Origin of the sequence: Streptomyces sp. NPDC093094, from assembly GCF_044754345.1 — a bacterium.
Taxonomy (GTDB): domain Bacteria; phylum Actinomycetota; class Actinomycetes; order Streptomycetales; family Streptomycetaceae; genus Streptomyces.
The window spans coordinates 65,573-89,130 of sequence record NZ_JBIVOX010000014.1 but is presented as its reverse complement, the minus strand read 5'-3'; the positions used below and the strand labels follow the sequence as shown (position 1 = coordinate 89,130).

Sequence of the window (23,558 nt, the reverse complement as noted above, 5' to 3'; positions counted from 1 at the left end):
GGGGGTGCCCCGGCCGCCCCGCCCCCGCCGGGGCCCCCCCCGTCGTATTCGGGCGCGCCCCCCCCCCCCCCCACCCCCGGGCGGGGGGGGGGGGGCCCCCGCGGGGGCCCCCCCCCCCCCGGCGGTGTTTCGCCTGCTGTGCGCCGATCGGCGTGGTGCGCGAGGACGCCGAAGGGGCGCGGGGGACCGGGACCGGTGGGCGGCTGTGGGCCGTCCGTGGCCGGTCACGCAGTTCCCCGCGCCCCTTCTCGCTACGCGCGACGCAGTGTCGGCTTGAGCTCCTTGAAACGGCCCAGCAGGCCGTTGACGAACGCCGGCGACTCGTCCGTCGAGAACTCCTTCGCCAGCTGCACCATCTCGTCCAGCACGACCGCGTCCGGCGTCTCGTCGACCCAGATCAGCTCGTACGCGCCGAGGCGCAGGATGTTGCGGTCGACGACCGGCATCCGGTCGAGCGTCCAGCCGACCGAGTACTGGGCGATCAGCTCGTCGATCCGGGCCGCGTGCTCCGCGTACCCCTCGACCAGCTGCATCGTGTACTCGCTCACCGGCGGCTGCCGGGTGTCGGTCCGGGAGAGCCGGATCCAGTCCGCGAGGACCGTCAGGACGTCGGCGCCGCGCTGGTCGCCCTCGAAGAGAATCTGGAAGGCACGCTTGCGGGCCGTGTTGCGGGCAGCCACGGTTAGCTGTTCACCCGGCCGAGGTAGTCGCTGGTGCGGGTGTCGACCTTGATCTTCTCACCGGTGGTGATGAAGAGCGGGACCTGGATCTGGTGGCCGGTCTCCAGGGTGGCGGGCTTGGTGCCACCGGTGGAGCGGTCGCCCTGGACGCCGGGCTCGGTCTCCTGGATGACCAGCTCGACGGCGGCGGGAAGCTCGACGAAGAGCACCTCGCCCTCGTGCTGGGCGACGACGGCCGTGAAGCCCTCGATCAGGAAGTTCGCGGCGTCGCCGACGGTCTTCCGGTCGATGTGCAGCTGGTCGTACGTGTCCATGTCCATGAAGACGAAGTACTCGCCGTCCATGTACGAGAACTGCATGTCGCGCTTGTCGACAGTGGCCGTCTCGACCTTGACACCGGCGTTGAAGGTCTTGTCGACGACCTTGCCGGAGAGCACGTTCTTGAGCTTGGTGCGCACGAAGGCCGGGCCCTTGCCGGGCTTGACGTGCTGGAACTCGACGACGGACCACAGCTGGCCGCCATCGAGCTTGAGCACCATGCCGTTCTTGAGGTCGTTCGTGGAAGCCACGGTTGCGGAATCTCCTGGACTGACGTGGACGACCACGGGGCAGGCGCACAGCTCGAAGGCTAGAGCGCGAGCAGCTCCTTGGTCGTGATGGTGAGTAGCTCGGGTCCGCCGTCCGCCTCAGGGCGCACGACGAGCGTGTCATCGATCCGGACGCCGCCCCGGCCCGGGAGGTGGACCCCCGGTTCGACGGTGACCGGCACGCAAGCGTCCAGTTTACCCATGGCCGCGGGGGTCAACTGAGGGTCCTCGTCGATTTCGAGTCCCACACCGTGCCCGGTGAGCGGAGGAAGGCCCTCCGCGTACCCCGCGGAGTCCAGTACCTGGCGTGCCGCGCGGTCCACGTCCCGGTACGTGGCACCGGGGACGAGAGACTCCCTTCCGGCCCGCTGGGCGGCGAAGACGAGGTCGTACAGCTCGATCTGCCAGTCCGCCGGTGTGGTGCCGATGACGAAGGTGCGGCCGATCTCGCAGCGGTAGCCGCGGTAGGTCGCGCCCAGGCAGACCGAGAGGAAGTCCCCCTCCTCCACACGACGGTCGGTGGGGCGGTGGCCGCGGCGGCCGGCGTTCGGGCCGGTGGCGACGGAGGTGGGGAAGGCCGGGCCGTCGGCGCCGTGGTCGACGAGCCGGCGCTCCAGCTCCAGGGCGAGATGGCGCTCGGTGCGGCCGACGAGGATCGACTCCAGCAGCTCGCCGAGGGCCTGGTCGGTGATCTCCGCGCCGATGCGCAGACAGGAGATCTCCTCCTCGTCCTTCACGACCCTGAGCTGTTCGACCGTGCCGCCGAGGTCCGCGAGGCGGAGGCCGGGGGCGACGGAGCCGATCGCCCTGTGCCGGGCGACGGTGAGATGGTGCTCCTCGACGGCGAGGGAGCCCGCGCCCTGCGCTCCCGCGAGGTCGGCGGCGGCCACGGCGGCGTCGCCGGTCCGGCCGGGGAGCAGATGCGTGCGCAGCGACTCGTCGGGGCGGCCGTCGGCGGGACGGTCGTCCGGGGGGCCGGTGCAGACGAGGACGTCCTCCTGTCTTCCGAGCAGGAGTACGGCGCCTTGCGGGGCCGCGCCCGCGAGGTACCGCACGTTGGCCGGGCGGGAGATCAGCGCCGCCGCGCTGCCGGCCGCGTTGCAGCGTTCTTTGAGCCGCGATCGACGGAATGCGTGCACCTCGGACATGAACCGAGCGTACGAGGGGTGGCTGGATGTCGCCGGTCGGCAGCGCCATCCGGGGCGCGAGGAGGTCTCCGCGATGCCGGTGGACGGCCGCTCTGCCGGGGACGGCCGTCCCGTCACCGTGCCTGCGCGGCCGCCCTCGCGGACGGCGTGGCAGGTGTCACCACTTGGGCGGGCTCGCTATGGAGCGGGCCAGGACCTCGTCCAGGACCCGGGCCGTGGCGGGGACGTCCAGCTGGGAGTTGTCGATGATGGGCAGGCCCGAGCCGTACCAGCCGGCCATGCGGCCGTGGATGCGGGCGACCTCCTCGTCGGAGAGGCGGCGATTGCCGGAGCGTTCGGCGTTGCGCTCCAGGACGATCTCCAGGCCCGGCAGGAGGACCACGGGGAGGAGCCCCGGACCGACATGGCGTTTCCAGCCACCGAGGCCGACGACCGGGCGGTCGGGGAAGACGGCGTCGTCGAGGATGCAGGAGATGCCGTTGGCGAGGAAGTTGCGCGCGGCGAAGCCGCAGGTGCGGCGGGCGAGGCGGTACTGGGCCTCGGAGTGGTCGTTCCACCCGGACTGCGGGTCGGCGAACCCGGAGCGCACCCACTCGCGGACGTCGTCGAGGCTGATGTGGGCCGTGGGCACCCGGCGATGACCGGCCCAGTACTTGGCGACGCTGGTCTTGCCGGCCCCCGCGGGGCCGATGAGCAGCACGGCCATGGTGGTGGCGAGGGGGTCGGGCGCGCTGGTGGCCGGAGGCGGTGGGCCGGGCACGGGCACCGGGCCGCCGGGCGGCAGGGTGACATGACCGGTGACGTCCGTCGGGGGCGGAGGCATCTGTCCCGGGGGCGGCGCGGTGAAGCCCGGCGCCGGGGGGACCGGTTGGCCCTGGTGTTGTGCGGCCGGCGACCAGCCGGCGGCCGGTCCGTGCCCCGGCTGGTGGGGCGGCGGCAGCGGAGACCCCACTGCGTGCTGCATCCGGTGCCACTCCGTCTCGTACAGGCAATTGGCGGTTGCGGCGGGGCGGACCCGCTCCCTACCGAACGGTACCGCCCCCGGCCGTCCTTTGGTGAACGGCCGGGGGCGGTCCGAAGTGCCCGAGGCGGAAGGCGAATCGGGCGAAGGGCGCTTACTGGCCCACTTCGCCGTACGCGGCGAGCAGTACGGCGGGGTCCGGGCCCTCCAGGACGGTGGGTCTGGCCAGACCGTCCAGCACGATGAAGCGCAGCAGGTCGCCGCGGGACTTCTTGTCGACCTTCATGGCCTCCAGCAGCTTGGGCCACTGGTCGTAGCGGTAGTGCAGGGGCAGCCCGACCGCTTCCAGGATCGTGCGGTGGCGGTCGGCCGTCGCGTCGTCCAGCCGGCCCGCCACACGGCCGAGTTCGGCGGCGAAGTGCATGCCGACGGAGACGGCGGCGCCGTGACGCCACTTGTAGCGCTCGTTCTTCTCGATGGCGTGGGCGAGCGTGTGACCGTAGTTGAGGATCTCCCGCAGGCCCGACTCCTTCAGATCGGAGGAGACCACGTCCGCCTTGACCTTGATGGAGCGCTCGATCAGCTCCGCGGTGTGCGGGCCGGCCGGGGTACGGGCGGCTTCGGGGTCGGCCTCGATCAGGTCCAGGATCACCGGGTCGGCGATGAAACCGGCCTTGATGATCTCCGCGAGTCCGGAGACGTAGTCGTTGGCCGGGAGCGAGTCCAGCGCCGCCAGGTCGCACAGGACGCCGGCCGGGGGGTGGAAGGCCCCGACGAGGTTCTTGCCCTCGGCGGTGTTGATGCCGGTCTTGCCGCCGACGGCCGCGTCGACCATCGCCAGGACCGTGGTGGGGACGGCGATCCAGCGGACCCCGCGCAGCCAGGTGGCGGCCACGAAACCGGCGAGGTCCGTGGTGGCGCCGCCTCCGACACCGACGACGACGTCGGTGCGGGTGAAGCCGGACTGGCCGAGCGCCTTCCAGCAGTAGGCGGCGACCTCGGCGGTCTTGGCCTCCTCCGCGTTGGGCACCTGGATCGCGACCGCCTCGTAGCCCTGCTCCGCGAGGTCGGCGCAGAGCGCGTCCCCGGTCTCGGCCAGCGCCTCGGGGTGGACGACCGCGACCCGCTTGGCCTTCGGGCCGATCAGCCCGGCCAGCTCGCCCAGGAGCTGACGGCCCACCAGCACGTCGTACGGGTCGCTGCCGCCGACATGGATCGTCGTGACCGTCTCGCTCATGCTTCCTTCAACTCCAGTGCGTCCAGGGCGGCCCGGGTGACCTCTTGCGGCGTACGGCCGTCGGTCGCGACGACCGCCGTGGCGACCTCCTCGTACAGGTGCCGCCGTGCCTCCATCAGCTCGCGCCACTGCTTGCGCGGGTTCACCGCGAGCAGCGGCCGGGCCACGTTCAGCCCGGTGCGCCGGACCGCCTCCTCGACGTCCATGGAGAGGTAGACGACGGGGTGGCCGGCCAGCAGCGCGCGGGTGTCCGCGTCGAGGACGGCGCCGCCGCCGAGCGCGAGGACGCCCTCGTGCCCGGCGAGCGCGTCGGCCACGGCCTGCTTCTCCAGGGCGCGGAAGGCGGGCTCGCCCTCCTCGACGAAGATGTCGGAGATCTCGCGGCCCCGCGCGGCGACGATGTCGTCGTCGGTGTCCCGGTAGCCCACGCCGAGGCGCTCGGCGAGCAGCTGCCCGACGGTGGACTTGCCCACGCCCATCGGGCCGACCAGGACGACCAGCGGACCGGTCATCGGATGTGCAGGTTGTCGAGGTACGAGGTGACGTTGCGACGGGTCTCGGCCACGCTGTCGCCGCCGAACTTCTCCGCCACCGCGTCCGCGAGGACGAGGGCGACCATGGCCTCGGCGACGATGCCGGCGGCCGGGACCGCGGAGACGTCGGAGCGCTGGTGGTGGGCCTGGGCCGGCTCGCCCGTCTGGACGTCGACCGTCTGCAGGGCGCGCGGCACGGTCGCGATCGGCTTCATCGCGGCCCGCACCCGCAGCAGCTCACCGGTGGACAGGCCGCCCTCGGTGCCGCCCGCCCGGCCGGAGACGCGCTTGATGCCCTCGGGGGTGTTCACGATCTCGTCGTGGGCCTTGGAGCCGGGCACACGGGCCAGCTCGAAGCCGTCGCCGATCTCGACGCCCTTGATCGCCTGGATGCCCATGAGGGCGCCGGCCAGGCGGGCGTCCAGCTTGCGGTCCCAGTGGACGTGCGAGCCGAGACCCACGGGGACGCCGTAGGCGAGGACCTCGACGACGCCGCCGAGGGTGTCGCCGTCCTTGTGCGCCTGGTCGACCTCGGCGACCATCGCCTTCGAGGTGTCGGCGTCCAGGCAGCGCAGCGGGTCGGCGTCCAGCTTCTCCACGTCGGCCGGGGTCGGGTAGGTGCCCTGCGGCGCCTTCACGGAGCACAGCTCGACGACGTGCGAGACGATCTCGATGCCGGCCGTCTCCTTGAGGTAGGAGCGGGCGACGGCGCCGAGCGCGACCCGGGCCGCGGTCTCCCGGGCGGAGGCGCGCTCCAGGATCGGGCGGGCCTCGTCGAAGCCGTACTTCTGCATGCCCGCGAGGTCCGCGTGGCCGGGGCGGGGCCGGGTCAGCGGCGCGTTGCGGGCCAGCTGGGCGAGCTCGGCCGGGTCGACCGGGTCGGCCGCCATGACCTGCTCCCACTTGGGCCACTCGGTGTTGCCGACCATGACCGCGACCGGGGAGCCGAGGGTGAGGCCGTGCCGGACGCCGCCGAGGAAGGTGACCTCGTCCCGCTCGAACTTCATCCGGGCACCGCGTCCATAACCGAGCCGGCGCCGGGCCAGGTGGTCCGCCACCATCTCCGTGGTGATCGGCACGCCGGCGGGAAGGCCCTCCAGCGTCGCCACGAGTGCGGGACCGTGGGACTCCCCCGCGGTCAGCCAGCGCAACCTGCTCAACGGTGCTCCTCAGTGCTCGCGCCCCGGTACTGCCCTGCGTACGCGTGTGCGCGTTCGCAGACGGCGGGGCCAGGTGCGCGGCCTGGGGCCCGCCACCTCCGATCCTCCCATGTCCGCGGCCTTCCCCCGGCCGCCGGTCCATCAGGCGGACGGTTCGTGGACGGCGGCGGAGATCAGGCCGTGCCGTCCTGGCGGGTCTGCGGGGGCGCGTAGGAGCCCAGGAAATCCGCGCCGCTCGGCTGTCCCTGCGGAGCCGGGGCCTGCGGGGACTGCGGCTGAGGAGCCTGGGCCTGCGGGGCGTACGGGCCCAGGTGGTCGGCACCGCTGCGCTGCGCGGGGACCGGGACGGGAGCGCCCGAGCGCAGGGCGCGGCGGCGGTCGATCCTGCGCTTCAGCTTGACGGCCCAGGAGGCGAGGACAGCCAGGATCACCAGCGCCAGCACGGTGATCTGCACCCAGTCGGGCATGAACTTCAGCAGCGCCTCGAATATCTCGCTCTTGCCGGACGCCAGCGGCACACCCACGGACATGTCTCCCCTCCCGGCCCCGCCCCCTGCGGAGCCGAGGGGATCTTAGCGTTCCGCGAGGGCCCGCTCGCCCGCCCTGCGCATGGCGTCCAGCGGCGCCGGGGAGCGTCCCGTCATCCGCTCGACCTGGAGCACGGCCTGGTGCACGAGCAGGTCGAGTCCGCTGACCACGGCGCCGCCGTACGCCGACCAGCGGGCGGCGAGCTGGGTGGGCCAGGGGTCGTAGAGGACGTCGAAGAGGGCCGCCGGGCGTTCGGGCAGGTGCGGGGCGAGCGCGTCGGTGGCGCCGGCCGGGGTGGTGGCGACGACCAGCGGGGCGCGCAGCGCCTCCTCGGCGTCGGCCCAGTCGGCGATGCGCACCTCGACGTCCAGCCGTTCGGCCCACTCGCGCATCTCGGCGGCGCGGGCCTGGCTGCGGACGTAGACGGCCACCTCGCCGGTGCAGATGCGGGCCAGTGCCGCCAGTGCGGAGGAGGCGGTGGCGCCCGCGCCGAGGATCGCGGCGGTGTCGACCTTGTCGATGCCGTGCTCGCGCAGGGCGGCGACCATGCCGGGGATGTCGGTGTTGTCGCCGGTGCGGCTGCCGTCCGCGCCGAACACGACGGTGTTGACCGCGTCGACGGAGGCGGCGGTGTCGCTGACCGAGTCGAGCAGCGGGATGACGGCCCGTTTCAGCGGCATGGTCAGCGACAGCCCGGCCCACTCGGGGCCGAGGGTGCCGAAGAAGCCGGCGAGCCCGTCCTCGTCGACCTCGAAGCGGTCGTACGTCCACCCCTCCAGGCCCAGCTCGGTGTACGCGGCGCGGTGCAGCACCGGGGAGAGGGAGTGGGCGATCGGGGATCCGAGCACGGCGGCCCGGCGGGGTGCGGCCATCAGTTGTTCCTAGAGGCGTTGAACTGGTCGACCAGCTTCTGGTGCTCGGCGTTCGTCCTGGTGAACTTGCTGGTCTTGCCGTCGAGCGAGATGAAGTAGTACCAGCCGTCGTCGGTCGGGTTCAGCGCGCCCTTGAGCGCGTCCTCGCCCGGGTTGCTGATCGGTCCGGGCGGCAGACCCCGGTAGTAGTACGTGTTGTACGGGTTGTCGTAGTTGCGCAGCTCTTCGAGCGTGAGGTCGATCTTGCTCTGGTTCTTGATGTAGTTGTACGTGGAGTCGAACTCCAGCTTTCCGTACGTCTGCGGGTTGCCGGACTTCATGCGGTTGTAGACGACCTCGGCCATCTTGCGGAAGTCGTCGTGGCTGGTGCCCTCCGCCTGGACGAGGCTGGCTGCCGTGACCAGCTGCCAGGGGTCGTCGAGCCCGAGGCTCTCGGCCTTCTTCTCCACGCCCATCTTCTCGTACGTGGAGGCGGCCCGGGACACCATCTGCTTGAGGACGTCCTTGGGCTTCTGCCCCTTCGCGACCGCATAGCTGGAGGGGTACAGGAAGCCTTCGAGCGGGTCCTTGACGTCCTTGTGGTTCTGCGCCCACCCGGGCAGGCCGAGGCTCTTCCAGTCCTCCTTGGCGATCTTCGCCGTGGTGCCCTCGTCGAGCTCCAGGCGCTGGTCGATCAGCGCGTAGACGTCGACGTTGCGCTTGCCCTCGGCGATGATCAGGTTGCTGCGGCTCTCGTCGCTGAGCATCAGCTCGACCGCGCTGTCGGCCGACATCTCCAGCTGGAGCGTGTAGACGCCGTCCTGGATGCTCTTGCCGTCGGGGTTGCGCTGCTGGGCGGCGACGAAGGCGTCGACGCTCCTGACGACGCCGGCCCGCTTCAGCTCCTGGCCGATGACGGCGCCGGTCGCGCCCTTGGGGATGGTGACGGTGACCTGCTTGCCGTTGCCCCCGCCGGCAAAATCAGGCGCGCTGCCGAAACGATCCTGGTAGAACTGGTAGCCGAAGTAGCCGATACCCGCGAGGCCGCCGCCGAAGACGAGCACGACGACCAGGCAGGCCAGGCCGCTGCGGCTCTTCTTGTCCTTGCCGCCCTTGCCGTCCCGGCCCTTGCGTCCACGCCGGTCGTCCGGCTCGTCACCGAGGTCGTCTGCGCCCTCGGCGCCGTCTTCGTCGTCACCGTTCCCGCCCGCGAAGAAGTCGCCCTCGCCCCGGTCGGGACCGGGGTCCCAGTCGGTGTGCGGCTCGGGCTCCGGCTCGGGGCGCCGCCGGGCAGGCGGCTCGGGCGGAGGGTAGGCGTCCGGTGTCTGGTAGAAGTCGGGCTGCTGTCCGCCGTAGGCCGCGGTCTGCTGCCCGTAGGGGTCGGCGGCGTCGCCGGGGTAGGGGGCGTGCGGTTGGCCGCCGGTCTGCTGCCAGCCGCCGTTGCCGTAGCCCTGCTGACCGCCGTCGGTGCCGTACGCGTGCTGCTGCCCCGCGCTGCCGCCGTACCCCTGCTGCTGACCGGTGTTGCCGTAGCCCTGCTGACCGCCGTCGGTGCCGTACGCGTGCTGCTGCCCCGCGCTGCCGCCGTACCCCTGCTGCTGACCGCCGTTGCCGTAGCCCTGCTGACCGCCGTCGTACTGCTGCGGGTACTGCTGCTGCGGGTACTGCTGCTGTGACTGACCGTAGCCGTTCTGACCGGTGCCCCACTCACCGTAGTGCTGCTGCGGCTGCTGCGGATAGTGCTGCTGGCCGCCGTGGGCAGCGTCGTGGCCCGGCTGGGCCTGCTGCCCTTCCCATCCGCCGTCCCCGTACAACGGGTCCTGCGGATGCCACGGTTCGGAGCCGGGGCTCCGGCCATACTCAGTCATCGATCCCCTAGAGCCGCGAGGTGGAAGGGTCGGGGCTCGGGGGGCCCGGTTCCGTTCCGTCTCTTGTTGTGCGGTGGCTGTTCGAACGCCGCCACATCGCGCGGAACGTTACCGTATCGCGATCAGATGACCACTTCGACGCCCTCGCCGGGAGCTTTACCTGACACCCGTTCGGATTCGAGAGCCTGCTGAAGGATGATCACAGCGGCTGCCTGGTCGATGACGGAACGGCCCTTCTTGGACTTCACACCCGAGGCGCGCAGTCCCTGACTGGCTGTCACGGTCGTCATCCGCTCGTCCACGAGTCTCACCGGAATCGGCGCGATCATGCGTGCCAGTTCCTGTGCGAACCCGCGGACCTTGACCGCGGCGGGCCCCTCGCCCCCCTTGAGGGAGCGAGGGAGTCCGACGACGACCTCGATCGGCTCGTACTCCTCGGCGAGCTGCTTCAGCCGGCGCTGGGCTGCGGGGACGTCCCGGCCGGGGACGGTCTCCACCGGTGTGGCGAGGATCCCGTCGGGGTCGCACGAGGCGACCCCGATGCGGGCGTCCCCGACGTCGATCGAGAGCCGACGTCCTCTGCGCATCTTCTGACCGCTTCCCTACTTGGCGGTCTCGGCGACGAGCCGCTCGACGGCGTCGACGGCCTCGCCGACCGCGGCCGGGTTCTGGCCGCCGCCCTGGGCGACGTCCGGCTTGCCGCCACCGCCGCCGCCGAGGGTCTTGGCGGCCGTACGGACCAGGTCACCGGCCTTGAGACCGCGCTCGCGGGCGGCGTCGTTGGTGGCGATGACCGTCAGCGGCTTGCCGTTGTTGACCGTGAACAGGGCGACCACGGCGGCCCGGCCGCCCTGGATGCGGCCACGCACGTCGAGGACCAGCTTGCGCAGGTCGTCCGGCGTGGTGCCGTCCGGGACCTGACCGGTGACCAGGGCGACACCGTGGACGTCCTTGGCGGACCCGGCGAGACCGGCGGCGGCCTGGAGCACCTTCTCCGCGCGGAACTTCTCGATCTCCTTCTCGGCGTCCTTCAGCTTGCCGAGCATGGCGGAGACCTTCTCCGGCAGCTCCTCCGGACGCCCCTTGATCAGCTCCTGGAGCTGGGCGACGACCGTGTGCTCACGGGCGAGGAAGTTGTAGGCGTCCACCCCGACGAGGGCCTCGATACGGCGGACACCCGAGCCGATGGAGGACTCGCCGAGCAGCTTCACCAGACCCAGCTGGGAGGTGTTGTGCACGTGGGTGCCGCCGCACAGCTCCTTGGAGAAGTCGCCGATGGTGACCACGCGGACGCGCTCGCCGTACTTCTCGCCGAACTCGGCGATGGCGCCCTGCTTCTTGGCCTCGTCGATGCCCATGACCTCGGCGTGCACGTCCAGGTCGCGGGCGAGCACCTCGTTGATCTTCTGCTCGACGTCGGTCATCACGGCCGTCGGAACGGCGGACGGGGAGCCGAAGTCGAAGCGGAAGCGGCCGGGCTGGTTCTCGGAACCGGCCTGGGCGGCCGTCGGGCCGAGGGCGTCGCGCAGGGCCTGGTGGGTGAGGTGGGTGGCCGAGTGGGCGCGGGCGATGGCCGTGCGGCGGCGGGAGTCGATCGAGGCGTGGGCCTTGCCGCCCACGGTGACCTCGCCGAACTGGACGACGCCCTTGTGGACGTACACACCCGGGACCGGCTTCTGGCAGTCGCGGACCTCGATCACGGCACCGGAGTCGACCTTGATGCGGCCGGTGTCGCCGATCTGGCCGCCGCCCTCGGCGTAGAACGGGGTGCGGTCCAGGACGATCTCGACCTCGTCGCCCTCGGTGGCGGCCGGGGAGGAGACGCCGTCGACGAGGATGCCGACGATCGTGGACTCGCCCTCGGTGTCGCCGTAGCCGATGAAGTCGGTCTCGCCGACCTTGTCGGCGATCTCCCGGTAGGCGCCGGCACCGGCGTGCCCGGTCTTCTTGGCCTGGGCGTCGGCCTTGGCGCGCTCCCGCTGCTCCTTCATCAGACGGCGGAAGCCGTCCTCGTCCACGGAGAGGCCCTGCTCGGCGGCCATCTCCAGGGTGAGGTCGATCGGGAAGCCCCAGGTGTCGTGGAGCAGGAACGCCTTGTCGCCGGCCAGCACGGCCGAACCGGCGGCCTTGGTCTCGGTGACGGCGGTGTCGAGGATGTTGGTGCCGGCCTTCAGCGTCTTGAGGAAGGCGTTCTCCTCGGCGAGGGCGACCTTCTCGATGCGCTCGCGGTCGGTGATCAGCTCGGGGTACTGCCGGCCCATCATGCCGATCACGACGTCGATGAGGTCCATGACGACCGGACCGGTGGCACCGAGCAGACGCATGTTGCGGATGGCGCGGCGCATGATGCGGCGCAGGACGTAGCCGCGGCCCTCGTTGCCGGGGGTGACGCCGTCGCCGATGAGCATCACGGACGTCCGCATGTGGTCGGTGACCACGCGCAGGGAGACGTCCGAGCCGTGGGCGTCGCCGTAGGCGACACCGGTCAGCTCGGTGGCCTTCCTGATGACGGCCATGGAGGTGTCGATCTCGTACATGTTCTGCACGCCCTGCAGAATCATGGCGAGGCGCTCCAGGCCGAGGCCCGTGTCGATGTTCTTGCTGGGCAGCTCGCCGAGGATCTCGAAGTTGTCCTTGCCGATGCCCTCGCCACGCTCGTACTGCATGAAGACGAGGTTCCAGATCTCCACGTACCGCTCGTCGTTGACGGCGGGACCGCCCTCGACACCGAACTCGGGGCCGCGGTCGTAGTTGATCTCGGAACAGGGGCCGCAGGGTCCGGGGACGCCCATGGACCAGTAGTTGTCCTTCATGCCGAGGCGCTGGATGCGCTCCTTCGGCACACCGACGACCTCGTGCCAGATACGCTCGGCCTCGTCGTCGTCCTTGTAGACGGTGATCCAGAGCTTCTCCGGCTCCAGGCCGTAACCACCCTTGTCCTGGGGCGTGGTGAGCAGCTCCCAGGCGTACTTGATGGCGCCTTCCTTGAAGTAGTCGCCGAAGGAGAAGTTGCCGCACATCTGGAAGAACGTGCCGTGGCGCGTGGTCTTGCCGACCTCTTCGATGTCGGGCGTGCGCACGCACTTCTGCACGCTGGTGGCGCGGTCGAACGGCGGCTTGACCTCACCCAGGAAGTAGGGCTTGAAGGGGACCATGCCGGCGGGGACGAGGAGCAGAGTCGGGTCGTCCGCGATGAGCGACGCCGAAGGGACGACGGTGTGCCCGCGCTCCTCGAAGAAGCTCAGCCAGCGGCGGCGAATCTCGGCCGACTCCATCAGTGGTCCTCATTCCGGTTGTTCCAGTACACCGTGGGTTCGATGTACTTCGGCTTGCTGGTGTTCTCGATGGCGGTGTGGCGCCGGGGTGTGGGAAGTTCGGGGCTGTCCTGGATGCCGAGCGCCTCTTCGAGTTCGGCCTCCCGCCGGGCCATGTTGTCGCGGACGTCCACGGCGAACCCGACCGCGCGGTCCTTCAGACGGTGACCGGCCTCGATCGCCTTGTTCGTCGCGGCGACGGCGAGATGCTCGGGCGTGAGCTGCTTCAGCTTGCGGTTGACCTTGGTGGTGGCCCACACACCGGCGGCGACGCCCGTGCTGAACCAGAACGTACGGCGGAACATCGGTCGTTCTCAGCCCTTCTTCCGCTTGTTCCGCCGGACGGCCGGAACGGTGCGGCCCACGATCACGGTACGTCGGGGCGCGGTGGCGGGCACGTCGTGCTTGCGGCCGCCGAGGGCGCGGCGCACGCCGTAGCCGAAGGCGGCGACCTTCACCAGGGGGCCGCCGAAGGTGGAGGCGACGGTCGTCGAGAGCGCGGACGCGTTCGACGTGACCTCCTGGACGTCGGAGGCGATCGCGTCGACCCGGTCGATCTGGGTCTGCGCGGAACGCACCGCCGAGGAGGCGTCGGCCAGCAGCGGCACCGCCTGCTCGGTCACGTCCGCGACCAGCTTGGTGGTCGCCCTGAGCGTCTGGGCCAGCCTCGCGAGAGCCACCGCGAGGAAGGAGACCAGGATCGCCCAGAAGACGGCCACCAGGATCCCGGCCACCTCTCCACCGGACACCTTGCGCACCCGCTCCCTGAAACGTGCTCTGAACTTCGGAACCTTGAAAAAGCAGTGCCACCGAGCCTATCGCGCCGGGGGTACCGCACCGTACCCGATTAGGGCCCGGGGAGAACCGGAATCGAGCGGCGCGATTGTACGGAGTGATTACGCTTCAGTACGCTCCGTGTCCCATGCGACGGGAACAGTGCGACGACGGCCGCGGCGACGGCCCCGTGCGGGGCAACCTCCCCGCGGAGCTGGACGCGTTCGTCGGCCGCGCCACGGAACTGCGCGAGCTGGCGGCCGCACTCGACGTCTCGCGCCTGGTGACGGTCACCGGGGGCGGCGGGGTCGGCAAGTCGCGGCTCGCGGCGCACGCGGCCGCGCGGCGGCGGCCCCGGCACGGCGTGTGGCGGGTGGAGCTGGCCACGCTGCGCGATCCGGAGTTCGTCGAGTACGCGGTCGTGGAGGCGCTCCGGCTGACCGACCACACCACCCGGCTGCCCCGGCAGACCCTGCTCGGCCAGCTCGCGGAACGTGAACTCCTGCTGGTCGTCGACGGGTTCGAGCATCTGGTGGAGCCCTGCGCGGATCTGGTGGGCGATCTGCTGCGGCGGCTGCCGGGCCTGCGGGTGCTGGCGGTGGGGCGCAGGCCGCTGGGGGTGGCGGGCGAGCGGCTGTCACCGCTGGCGCCGCTCACCACGGACGAGGCGGTGGAGCTGTTCGTGGAGCGCGCGGGCGCGCAGGGACTCGCCGTGGAGAGCGGTCCGCAGGTGCGGGAGCTGTGTGTGCGCCTGGACGGGATCCCGCTGGCCGTGGAGCTGGCGGCGGGCAGGCTGCGGGCGCTGTCCCCGGCGCAGCTGCTGGACCGGCTGGACGACCGGTTCCGGCTGCTGACCGGCGGCGGCCGGGACTGTCTGCCGCGCCATCAGACCCTGCGCACGGCGATCGGCTGGAGCCACGAGCTGTGCACGCCGGAGGAGCGGCTGCTGTGGTCGCGTCTGTCGGTCTTCGCGGGGCAGTTCGACCTGGAGGCCGTGGAGTACGTGTGCAGCGGCGACGGACTGCACGCCGACGACGTCCTCGACGTGCTGTCCGCGCTGCTCGCCCAGTCCGTGGTGGCCCGCGAGGAGGGCCGGTCCGGGGTGCGCTACCGCATGCTCGACACGGTGCGGGCGTACGGCGCCGAGTGGCTGGAGGCGACGGGTGACGCCGAGCGGCTGCGACGCAGGCACCGCGACTGGTACCTGGGCCTGGCGACCTGGTGCGAGCTGGAGTGGTTCTCGCCGCGTCAGGACGAGGTGGCCGCCCGGGTCGACACGGAGCTGACGAACCTGCGGCTCGCCCTGGAGTTCAGTCTCTCCGATCCGGACGAGGCGCATCTGGGCCAGTACCTGGCGGGGGCGCTGTGGTTCTACTGGGCCGGGTGCGGGCGCCTCTCGGAGGGCCGGCGCTGGCTGGAACGCGGGGTGGAGCTGCCGCCGGCCGAGGAGACCGCCCAGGAGCAGTCGCGGCTGAAGGCCCTGTGGGTGCTCGGCTATGTGGCGATCCTCCAGGGCGACGCGGTGGCCGCGCTGGCGGCGCTGCACGAGTGCCGGGAGGAGGCCGAGCGTCTGGGCAGCGCGACCGCGGCGGCGTACGCCGAGCACCGCACGGGCTGTCTGGCGCTGGTCACGGACGACATGCCGCGGGCGGAGACGCTGCTGCGGTCGGCGCTGGAGCGCTACCGGGAGATCGGCGAACTCAACAGCAACGTCCTGATGGGTCAGGTGGAGCTGGCCATGGCACGGGCCTTCCAGGGCGATCTGGCCGACGCGATCCGGCTCAGCGAGGACGTGCGCCGGGTGTGCGAGGACCACGGTGAGCGCTGGGCCCGTTCCTACGCGCTGTACGTGCTGGCGTACGCGGCCTGGAGCGACGGCGATCTGGAGCGCGCCCGGTCCCTGCTGGCGGACTGCCTGGCCGCCGCGGACGGTTTCAACGACCTGCTGGGCTCGGTGCTGGTGGTGGAGCTGCTGGCGCTGGTGACGGCGGCGGAGGGCGACCTGGCCGAGGCGGCGGTGCTGCAGGGCGCGGCGGCCGGGATGTGGCCGTCGGTGGGGCTGCCCCTGTTCGGCTCCGCCCACTACAACCAGCCGCACGAACTGTGCGAGGCGGCGGCCCGTGAAGAGCTCGGCGACACGCGCTACGAGGAGTGCGTACGGCTCGGCGGACGTCTGGACCGGCGGGCGGCGGTGGCCCGGGCGCTGGGCCGGACCGCGCCCCGGCCCGGGGAGCCTGGGCCGTCGGCCTCCGGCGGGCCGGTGCCGTCGCCGCGGGGGGCCTCGGACACGCGGCAGCCCGCCGCCTCCCCCACCCGCGGGGGCGGGGAGACGACGGGCTGAGGTACCGCGGGTGGTACTGCGCCTGCTGGGATCAGCGGGCGTAGTACTCGACGACGAGCTGCTCGTCGCAGATCACCGGGATCTCCTTGCGGTTCGGCTCACGGTCCAGGCGGAAGGCCAGGGCGCGGAGGTTCACCTGGAGGTAGCGCGGGGTCTCGCCGTCGGGGGCGAAGCCACCCTCGCGGGAGATGGTGAAGAGGGTCTTCTCGCGGCTGCGCTCGCGGACCTGCACGACGTCGTCGGGACGGACGCGGAAGGACGGCTTGTCGACCTTCTGGCCGTTGACCTCGATGTGGCCGTGGACGACCATCTGGCGGGCCTGGTAGATCGTGCGGGCGATGCCCGAACGCAGGACCAGCGCGTCGAGACGGCGCTCGAGCTCGATGATCAGGGCCTCACCGGTCTTGCCCTGGACCTTGGAGGCACGCTCGTAGGCGCGGACGAGCTGACGCTCGGACACGTCGTACTGCGCGCGCAGACGCTGCTTCTCGAGCAGACGGACCTTGTAGTCCGAGTTCTGCTTGCGGCCGCGGCCGTGCTCACCCGGCGGGTAGGGACGGGCCTCGAAGTACTTGACGGCCTTCGGGGTCAGCGCGATGCCGAGGGCACGCGACTTCTTGACCTTGGGGCGGGACTGGTTCGCCACTGTTTCTCATTTCCTAGTTCGGCTCGTCAGAGTCGTGAGAGGTCGCATCCGCAGCCGGGGAAACCCGCCTGGTCCGTTGCCGGGCCGGGTGGGCAGCCGCTCCCCTGGTCTGGGCACATACGTGCAGCACGCGAGTGGCCCACCGGCCTTCCCGGGACTCCGGGTGGTGGTGGGCTGCCCGCGACACCGTTCGACGGTGCGCGACGCTCCTGGAACCCTCGGAGGGTTCCGGCTGGGTGTCCCGTTCTGACTGCGCGGGACTCAGCACTCCGAGCGAGTTTACAGGGTGGTCAGGACCGCCTGCGACCGAGGCGCTTCCTGGTCCACTCCACGGCGTCGGCGTACCGCGCCTCGGAGCCGTGCCGGGTCGGGGTGTAGTACTCGCGGTCCTTGAGGGCGTCCGGGGCGTACTGCTGCTCCGCGATGCCCTCGGCGAGGTCGTGCGGGTACACGTACCCCTGGGCGTGCCCCAGCTTGGCCGCGCCCTTGTAGTGCCCGTCCCGCAGGTGCGTCGGCACCGGACCGGCGTGGCCCTTGCGCACGTCGTCCAGGGCGGCGCCGATCGCGGTGGTCGCGGCGTTGGACTTGGGGGCGAGGGCGAGGGCGATGGTGGCGTGGCTGAGGGTGAGGGCGGCCTCGGGGAAGCCGATCATGGCGACGGCCTGGGCGGCGGCGACCGCGATCGGCAGGGCGCCCGGGTCGGCGAGGCCGATGTCCTCGCTGGCGGAGATCATCAGGCGGCGGGCGATGAAGCGGGGGTCCTCGCCGGCCTCGATCATCCGGGCCAGATAGTGCAGGGCCGCGTCCACGTCGGAACCGCGGATCGACTTGATCAGGGCGCTGGCCACGTCGTAGTGCTGGTCGCCGTCGCGGTCGTACTTCACCGCGGCCCGGTCGACGGTCTCCTCCAGGGTGGTGAGGGAGATCTCCCGCTCACCCTTGTCGAGGGCGGCCCCGGCGGCGGCCTCCAGGGCGGTCAGGGCGCGGCGGGCGTCGCCTCCGGCGATGCGCAGGAGGTGGTCCTCGGCCTCCTCGGGGAGGCCGACGGCGTCCCTCAGACCACGCTCGTCGGTGAGCGCCCGCTTCAGCAGGCCCCGTACGTCGTCGTCGGTGAGGGGCTCCAGGGTGAGCAGGAGGGAGCGGGAGAGCAGGGGCGAGATCACCGAGAAGTAGGGGTTCTCGGTGGTCGCGGCGATCAGGGTGACCCAGCGGTTCTCGACGGCCGGGAGGAGCGAGTCCTGCTGGGCCTTGCTGAAGCGGTGGATCTCGTCGAGGAAGAGGACGGTCTCCTTGCCGTAGCCGCCGGTGGCGCGGCGGGCGCCGTCGATGACCGCGCGGACCTCCTTGACGCCGGCGGTGATCGCGGAGAGCTCCACGAAACGCTTGTCGGTGGCCTTGGAGACGACGTAGGCGAGGGTGGTCTTGCCGGTGCCGGGCGGGCCCCACAGGATCACCGAGGAGGGACCGGCCGGTCCCCCGGCGCCCTCGCCGACGAGTCTGCGCAGGGGGGAGCCCGGCTTGAGCAGGTGCTGCTGGCCCACGACCTCGTCGAGGCCACGCGGGCGCATACGGACCGCCAGGGGACTGCTCGTCGGGTCCTTCTCCTGGCGTTCTTCGGCTGCGGCGGTGAACAGATCGGGCTCCACGACAGAAACCCTAAATCACCGCACTGACAAACCCCTCAGGGCTGTCAGCTGGTCCAGAAGTCCCACCAGCGGGTCAGGATCAGCATGCCGATGATGCCGATGTGCAGCACGGGCATCACCCAGGTGAACTCGCCGAAGAAGCTCTTGAGCCAGCCCGGGGCGGGCAGGTGGCCGGTGCGGACGTTGAACGAGGTCACGTACCAGAACATGATGATCGTGGCGACCCAGGCCAGGCAGCACCACAGGCACAAGGCGTTGATCCGGTACAGCGACTGGAACATCAGCCAGGCGCAGAAGCTCACGCCGAACAGGGTTCCGGCGTTGAAGGCGAGCCAGTACCAGCGCGGGAAGCGGGCGCGGGCGAGCAGGCTGACGCCGACGCAGATCACGATGCCGTAGGCGACGAGACCGAGCATCGGGTTGGGGAAGCCGAAGACGGACGCCTGGTCGCTCTCCATCACGCTGCCGCAGGAGACGACCGGGTTGAGGCTGCATCCGGGCGTGAAGGTCTTGCCCTCGGCCTTCGCCTCCAGCAGCTTGAACTTGTCGATCGTGATGACCCAGGCGGCCAGCAGGCCCGCCGCGCCCGTGATCACGAGCAGCAGGGCGAGAGCCCGGCTGCCGCCCGCCGCGCTCGGCTCCGCGGTGCCGCGCGGGGACTCGGGCTCGGTCGAGACGTCCTTCACTGTCGTCCTGCTCATCACGCCGATTCCGTCACTTGAGACCTGGAACATCTTCGGGCAGGGGCCATTGTGCCGCACTCGCCTGTGTGCGCACCGTTCGCTCCCCATAAGGAAGTACGTCCGTTCAGTCGGGAGCGTTCGGCGCGGGACAGATGTCCGAGCCCGGTCCGCGCCAGGTCGGGCGGGGAAACGAAAGGGCGTCCGACACCGACGGCATCGGACGCCCCCCGCGCTCCACGGGCTCAGCCGAGCCGCGCCTCCAGCTCGGCGACGATCTCGTTGACGCCGATCGCCGTCTGCTCGCCGGACTCCATGTCCTTGAGCTGGACGACGCCTTCGGCGAGGTCGCGCTCGCCGGCCACGATCGTGTACCGGGCTCCGCTGCGGTTGGCGTTCTTCATGGCGCCCTTCAGGCCCTTGGCGCCGTAGGAGAAGTCCGCCGCGACGCCCACCTTGCGCAGCTCGGTGACCTTGCCGAACAGCACCCGGCGGGCCTCCTCGCCGAGCGGGACGGCGAAGACGCTGGTGGCCGCGGGCAGGGCGAGCTCGACGCCCTCGGCCTCCAGGGCGAGCACCGTGCGGTCCACCCCGAGGGCCCAGCCGACGGACGGCAGGGCGGGGCCGCCGATCATCTCGGACAGACCGTCGTAGCGGCCGCCGCCGCCCACCGCGGACTGGGAGCCCAGGCCGTCGTGGACGAACTCGAACGTCGTACGGGTGTAGTAGTCCAGGCCGCGGACCAGCTTGGCGTCGTCCTCGAAGGCGACACCGGCGGCCGTGATCAGCTCACGGACCTCCTCGTGGTACGCCTTGCAGGCGTCGCACAGGTAGTCGCGCAGCAGCGGGGCCTCGGTGAGCTGCTTCTGGACGTCGGGGCGCTTGTCGTCGAGGACGCGCAGCGGGTTGATCTCCGCGCGGCGCAGGGTCTCCTCGTCGAGGTCGAGCCCGCGCAGGAAGTCCTGGAGGGCGGCCCGGTAGACGGGGCGGCACTCCTTGTCGCCGAGGCTGTTGAGCAGGATGCGGAAGTTCCTCAGGCCCAGCGAGCGGTACGCCTGGTCGGCCAGGATGATCAGCTCGGCGTCCAGCGCCGGGTCCTCGGCGCCGATCGCCTCGGCGCCGACCTGGGAGAAGTGGCGGTAGCGGCCCTTCTGGGGGCGCTCGTAGCGGTAGTACGAGCCGGAGTACCAGAGCTTGACCGGGAGGTTGCCCGCCTTGTGCAGGTTGGCCTCCAGGGCGGCGCGCAGCACGGACGCGGTGCCCTCGGGGCGCAGGGCGAGCCGGTCGCCGCCCTTGGTCTCGAAGGCGTACATCTCCTTGGTGACGATGTCGGTCGACTCACCGACACCGCGCGCGAACAGTTCGACGCTCTCGAAGCCGGGCGTCTCGATGTAGCCGTAGCCGGAGTTGCGCAGCGGGGCGGCGATGGCCTCGCGCACGGCGAGGTACTTGGCGCTGTCCGGGGGAATCAGGTCGTACGTGCCCTTGGGGGCCTTGAAGGTGCTCACGGAAGTCTCTCGTCACATTCCTCGTCGGGGAGCCTCGGTCGCTCCCTGGCCGGCCGCCACCTGCCGCAGGTACGGGTTGGTGGCGCGCTCGTGGCCGATGGTCGTCTGGGGGCCGTGGCCGGACAGCACCACGGTCGAGTCGTCGAGCGGCAGGCACACGCGGGCCAGCGAGTCGAGCATCTCGGCCATGTCGCCGCCGGGCAGGTCGGTGCGTCCGACGGAGCCGGCGAACAGCAGGTCGCCCGAGAACAGGATCGGCGGGATGTCCGCCGCCTCGGGCACACCGAAGGTCACCGACCCCTTGGTATGGCCGGGCGCGTGCGCCACGGTCAGCTCCATACCGGCCAGTGCCAGCTTCGCGCCGTCGGTGAGCTCCTTGACGTCGTCCGGCTCCCCCACGGTCAGCTCTCCCATCAGCGGCATGCCGATGGACCGGCCGAGCGCCTTCTCGGGGTCGCTCATCATGTACCGGTCCTCGGGGTGGATCCAGGCCGGTACGTCGTGCGCTCCGCAGACCGGGACGACCGAGGCCACATGGTCGATGTGGCCGTGGGTGAGGACGACGGCGACGGGCTTGAGCCGATGCTTCTTCAGTGCTTCCTCGACTCCGGGGGCCGCCTGATGGCCCGGGTCGATGATCACGCACTCCTCACCGGCGGCGGGGGCGACGAGGTAGCAGTTCGTCCCCCAGGCCCCGGCGGGGAACCCGGCAATGAGCACGATCGTCCTTCGTTGTGTCGGTTCGCGTGGCTTGCGAATGGGCTACGCCTGAGGTCAGAGCCTACCGGCGCTGCCGATTCCTCAGCGAACCCATATACGGTACGGGGCACACGACGGACGGACGTACGAGGAGACAACCCGGTGGTCACCCAGGAACAGCGGCGGCGCCAGCTCGCCCGGGAGAAGTTCTTGCGGCAGCAGCAGCGGCGCACCGAGACGCGACGCAAGGCGAAGATGCGCAACTCGGTGATCGCGTCGGTTCTCGGCGTGGTCGTGGTGGGCAGCCTCGCGCTGTACACGACCGGGACCCTCAAGGGCGACGGCGACGACAAGTCGAACGCGAGCAAGTCCGTGGACGCGACGCCCACCCCGCCGAAGGACCCCTGCGACAAGCCCGCCGAGGGCAAGGTCGAGACGCAGACGTGGAAGAAGGAGCCGGCGCTCAAGATCGACAAGTCGGCGAAGTACACGATGAAGCTCGCCACGACGTGCGGTGACATAGACGTCGCCCTGAAGGCGTCGGCGGCGCCGCACACGGCGAACTCTTTCGAGTTCCTCGCCGGCAAGGGCTACTTCGACCACACCAAGTGCCACCGGCTCACCACCAACGGCATCTACGTGCTGCAGTGCGGCGACCCGACGGGCAGCGGCAGCGGCGGTCCGGGCTACACCATCCCGGACGAGAACCTGAAGGACAAGAGCCTCAAGAACAACCTGTACCCGGCGGGCACGGTGGCGATGGCGAACACCGGCCAGCCGCACTCCGGCGGCAGTCAGTTCTTCCTGGTCTACCAGGACAGCCAGCTGCCCCCGAGCTACACCCCGTTCGGTACCGTTTCCGAAGCGGGCATGGCGGTCCTGAAGAAGATCGCCGCGGCCGGCGAGAACACGGGCGCCGGTGACGGCGCGCCGAACGCGACCGTTGTGATCGACAAGGCGACGGTCACGAAATCCTGACCCCCAACTGCGGAATTTCGGTCGCGCGGGATGCGGACAGGCGCCCCGCCGGTCGCCTATGTTGGCCGTGACGAAACTGTGGACGATGCCCGGGGGCACCGAGAGCCCTCGCAGGCATCATGTGGAGGAGGCGCTGTGAGCAGCGACCCGTGGGGCCGCGTCGACGAGACGGGGACCGTGTACGTGCGTACGGCCGAGGGCGAGCAGGTCGTCGGTTCCTGGCAGGCCGGCACTCCTGAGGAGGCGCTGGCCTACTTCGAGCGCAAGTACGAGGGCCTGGTGGTCGAGATCGGCCTCCTCGAGAAGCGGGTGAAGACCACCGACCTGTCGGCGAAGGACGCCCAGACCGCCATCGGCCATCTGCGCGAGCAGGTGGAGGCGCATCACGCGGTCGGTGACCTGGACGTGCTGCGGACCCGGCTGGACAAGCTCACCGAGCAGGTCGAGACGCGCCGTGAGGAGCGCAAGGCGCAGCGGGCCCGGCAGACCGACGAGGCCCGTCACGCCAAGGAGGACCTGGTCACCGAGGCGGAGCAGCTGGCGCAGTCGGACCAGTGGCGGGCGGCCGGTGAGCGGCTGCGCGCGCTGGTGGACACCTGGAAGGGGCTGCCGCGGCTCGACCGCAAGTCGGACGACGAGCTGTGGCACCGCTTCTCGCACGCGCGGTCGGCGTTCTCCAAGCGTCGCAAGGCGCACTTCGCGCAGCTGGACGCGCAGCGCGAGGAGGCCCGCCGGACCAAGGAGCGGCTGGTCGCGGAGGCCGAGGCCCTGTCGAGCTCGACCGACTGGGGTCCCACGGCCGCCCGCTACCGCGAGCTGATGACCGAGTGGAAGGCCGCCGGCCGTGCCCAGCGTGAGCACGAGGACGACCTGTGGAACCGCTTCCGCAGCGCCCAGGACGTGTTCTTCGGGGCCCGCGGCTCGGTGTTCGCCGAGCGCGACGCCGAGCAGTCGGAGAACCTCAAGCTCAAGGAGGAGCTGGCGGAGGAGGCCGAGAAGATCCTTCCGGTCACCGACCTGAAGGCCGCGCGGGCCGCGTTCCGCTCGGTCAACGAGCGCTGGGAGGCCATCGGCCATGTGCCGCGGGACGCCCGGCCGAAGGTCGAGGGGCGCATGCACGCGGTCGAGCGGGCCATCCAGGAGGCCGAGGAGGCCGAGTGGCGCCGCACCAACCCGGAGGCACGCGCGCGTGCCGAGGGGCTGACGGGCCAGCTCCAGGCGGCCGTGGACAAGCTCCGCGGCCAGATCGACCAGGCGCGTGCCCAGGGCAACAACTCCAGGGCCGACAAGCTGGAGCGGGAGCTGGAGGGCCGTCAGGCGCTGCTGGACCAGGCGCTGAAGGGTCTGCAGGAGTTCGGCGGCTGAGCCGCGCGCGTTCCTGAGGGCGGGGGCTTCGTGGGCGTGGATCGCCCGCGGGGC

The 23,558-nt window shown here is 71.2% G+C and carries 22 protein-coding genes; 3 read left to right on the top strand and 19 right to left on the bottom strand.

Going from position 1 to position 23,558, the window contains the following annotated elements:
- Nucleotides 1–251: 251 nt before the first annotated feature.
- From nusB to ACIQGV_RS27820, 14 genes are all read right to left on the bottom strand, one after another.
- Nucleotides 252–680: a transcription antitermination factor NusB gene (gene nusB, locus ACIQGV_RS27885; protein WP_402498885.1), complete on the bottom strand. Its 429-nt coding sequence runs from the start codon at nt 678–680 to the stop codon at nt 252–254.
- 2 nt (nt 681–682) lie between these two features.
- Nucleotides 683–1,249, bottom strand: a complete 567-nt coding sequence (efp, locus tag ACIQGV_RS27880; RefSeq protein ID WP_402498883.1) for an elongation factor P — start codon at nt 1,247–1,249, stop codon at nt 683–685.
- A gap of 59 nt (nt 1,250–1,308) precedes the next feature.
- Entirely contained in the window at nt 1,309–2,415 is a 1,107-nt protein-coding gene (locus ACIQGV_RS27875; protein ID WP_402498881.1) for an aminopeptidase P family protein, read from the bottom strand.
- Nucleotides 2,416–2,572: 157 nt separating this feature from the next.
- Nucleotides 2,573–3,379, bottom strand: a complete 807-nt coding sequence (locus tag ACIQGV_RS27870) for a Pro-rich N-terminal domain-containing protein (RefSeq protein WP_402498879.1) — start codon at nt 3,377–3,379, stop codon at nt 2,573–2,575.
- Nucleotides 3,380–3,530: 151 nt separating this feature from the next.
- Nucleotides 3,531–4,613 carry a 3-dehydroquinate synthase gene (gene aroB, locus ACIQGV_RS27865; protein WP_402498877.1) on the bottom strand — a complete coding sequence of 361 codons (1,083 nt, stop codon included), beginning with the start codon at nt 4,611–4,613 and terminating at the stop codon, nt 3,531–3,533.
- On the bottom strand, nt 4,610–5,125 hold the full coding sequence (locus ACIQGV_RS27860; protein WP_402498875.1) for a shikimate kinase: 516 nt from the start codon (nt 5,123–5,125) through the stop codon (nt 4,610–4,612). The genes aroB and ACIQGV_RS27860 overlap by 4 nt, the downstream gene beginning before the upstream one ends.
- Nucleotides 5,122–6,306 (bottom strand): chorismate synthase, encoded by a 1,185-nt coding sequence (aroC, locus tag ACIQGV_RS27855; protein WP_402498872.1) that lies wholly within the window; start codon nt 6,304–6,306, stop codon nt 5,122–5,124. Before aroC ends, ACIQGV_RS27860 begins: the two co-directional genes overlap by 4 nt.
- Before the next feature lie 173 nt (nt 6,307–6,479).
- A complete protein-coding gene (locus tag ACIQGV_RS27850; protein ID WP_402498870.1) occupies nt 6,480–6,836 on the bottom strand; it encodes a hypothetical protein in 357 nt (118 codons plus the stop codon).
- A gap of 42 nt (nt 6,837–6,878) precedes the next feature.
- Nucleotides 6,879–7,706: a shikimate dehydrogenase gene (locus ACIQGV_RS27845; protein WP_402498868.1), complete on the bottom strand. Its 828-nt coding sequence runs from the start codon at nt 7,704–7,706 to the stop codon at nt 6,879–6,881.
- The gene (gene mltG / locus ACIQGV_RS27840; protein ID WP_402498865.1) at nt 7,706–9,553 is read right to left on the bottom strand and encodes an endolytic transglycosylase MltG; all 1,848 of its coding nucleotides are present in this window, start codon (nt 9,551–9,553) and stop codon (nt 7,706–7,708) included. Before mltG ends, ACIQGV_RS27845 begins: the two co-directional genes overlap by 1 nt.
- A gap of 122 nt (nt 9,554–9,675) precedes the next feature.
- Nucleotides 9,676–10,140, bottom strand: a complete 465-nt coding sequence (gene ruvX, locus ACIQGV_RS27835) for a Holliday junction resolvase RuvX (RefSeq protein WP_402498864.1) — start codon at nt 10,138–10,140, stop codon at nt 9,676–9,678.
- 15 nt (nt 10,141–10,155) lie between these two features.
- Nucleotides 10,156–12,828: an alanine--tRNA ligase gene (alaS, locus tag ACIQGV_RS27830; RefSeq protein WP_402498862.1), complete on the bottom strand. Its 2,673-nt coding sequence runs from the start codon at nt 12,826–12,828 to the stop codon at nt 10,156–10,158.
- Nucleotides 12,828–13,172, bottom strand: a complete 345-nt coding sequence (locus tag ACIQGV_RS27825) for a hypothetical protein (protein WP_402498860.1) — start codon at nt 13,170–13,172, stop codon at nt 12,828–12,830. Before ACIQGV_RS27825 ends, alaS begins: the two co-directional genes overlap by 1 nt.
- Nucleotides 13,173–13,181: 9 nt before the next feature.
- Nucleotides 13,182–13,625 carry a DUF948 domain-containing protein gene (locus ACIQGV_RS27820; RefSeq protein ID WP_402498858.1) on the bottom strand — a complete coding sequence of 148 codons (444 nt, stop codon included), beginning with the start codon at nt 13,623–13,625 and terminating at the stop codon, nt 13,182–13,184.
- 164 nt (nt 13,626–13,789) lie between these two features.
- Here ACIQGV_RS27820 and ACIQGV_RS27815 point away from each other — a divergent pair, with 164 nt between their 5' ends.
- A complete protein-coding gene (locus ACIQGV_RS27815) occupies nt 13,790–15,982 on the top strand; it encodes an ATP-binding protein (protein ID WP_402498856.1) in 2,193 nt (730 codons plus the stop codon).
- Nucleotides 15,983–16,013: 31 nt separating this feature from the next.
- On the opposite strand, the gene rpsD is transcribed toward ACIQGV_RS27815, so the two are convergent.
- The 5 genes from rpsD to ACIQGV_RS27790 form a co-directional block, all read right to left on the bottom strand.
- Nucleotides 16,014–16,628: a 30S ribosomal protein S4 gene (rpsD, locus tag ACIQGV_RS27810; protein ID WP_402498854.1), complete on the bottom strand. Its 615-nt coding sequence runs from the start codon at nt 16,626–16,628 to the stop codon at nt 16,014–16,016.
- Nucleotides 16,629–16,918: 290 nt separating this feature from the next.
- Nucleotides 16,919–18,274, bottom strand: coding sequence for a replication-associated recombination protein A (locus tag ACIQGV_RS27805; protein WP_402498852.1), 1,356 nt, complete (start codon nt 18,272–18,274; stop codon nt 16,919–16,921).
- Nucleotides 18,275–18,318: 44 nt separating this feature from the next.
- Nucleotides 18,319–18,975, bottom strand: coding sequence for a vitamin K epoxide reductase family protein (locus tag ACIQGV_RS27800; protein ID WP_402498850.1), 657 nt, complete (start codon nt 18,973–18,975; stop codon nt 18,319–18,321).
- 224 nt (nt 18,976–19,199) lie between these two features.
- Entirely contained in the window at nt 19,200–20,462 is a 1,263-nt protein-coding gene (hisS, locus tag ACIQGV_RS27795) for a histidine--tRNA ligase (RefSeq protein ID WP_402498848.1), read from the bottom strand.
- A gap of 12 nt (nt 20,463–20,474) precedes the next feature.
- Nucleotides 20,475–21,182 (bottom strand): MBL fold metallo-hydrolase, encoded by a 708-nt coding sequence (locus ACIQGV_RS27790; protein WP_402498846.1) that lies wholly within the window; start codon nt 21,180–21,182, stop codon nt 20,475–20,477.
- A 141-nt stretch (nt 21,183–21,323) separates the two neighbouring features.
- Here ACIQGV_RS27790 and ACIQGV_RS27785 point away from each other — a divergent pair, with 141 nt between their 5' ends.
- Both ACIQGV_RS27785 and ACIQGV_RS27780 read left to right on the top strand, forming a co-directional pair.
- A complete protein-coding gene (locus ACIQGV_RS27785; protein WP_402498844.1) occupies nt 21,324–22,139 on the top strand; it encodes a peptidylprolyl isomerase in 816 nt (271 codons plus the stop codon).
- Between the two features lie 135 nt (nt 22,140–22,274).
- Nucleotides 22,275–23,504 (top strand): DUF349 domain-containing protein, encoded by a 1,230-nt coding sequence (locus ACIQGV_RS27780; protein WP_402498842.1) that lies wholly within the window; start codon nt 22,275–22,277, stop codon nt 23,502–23,504.
- The last annotated feature ends 54 nt before the right edge of the window (nt 23,505–23,558 follow it).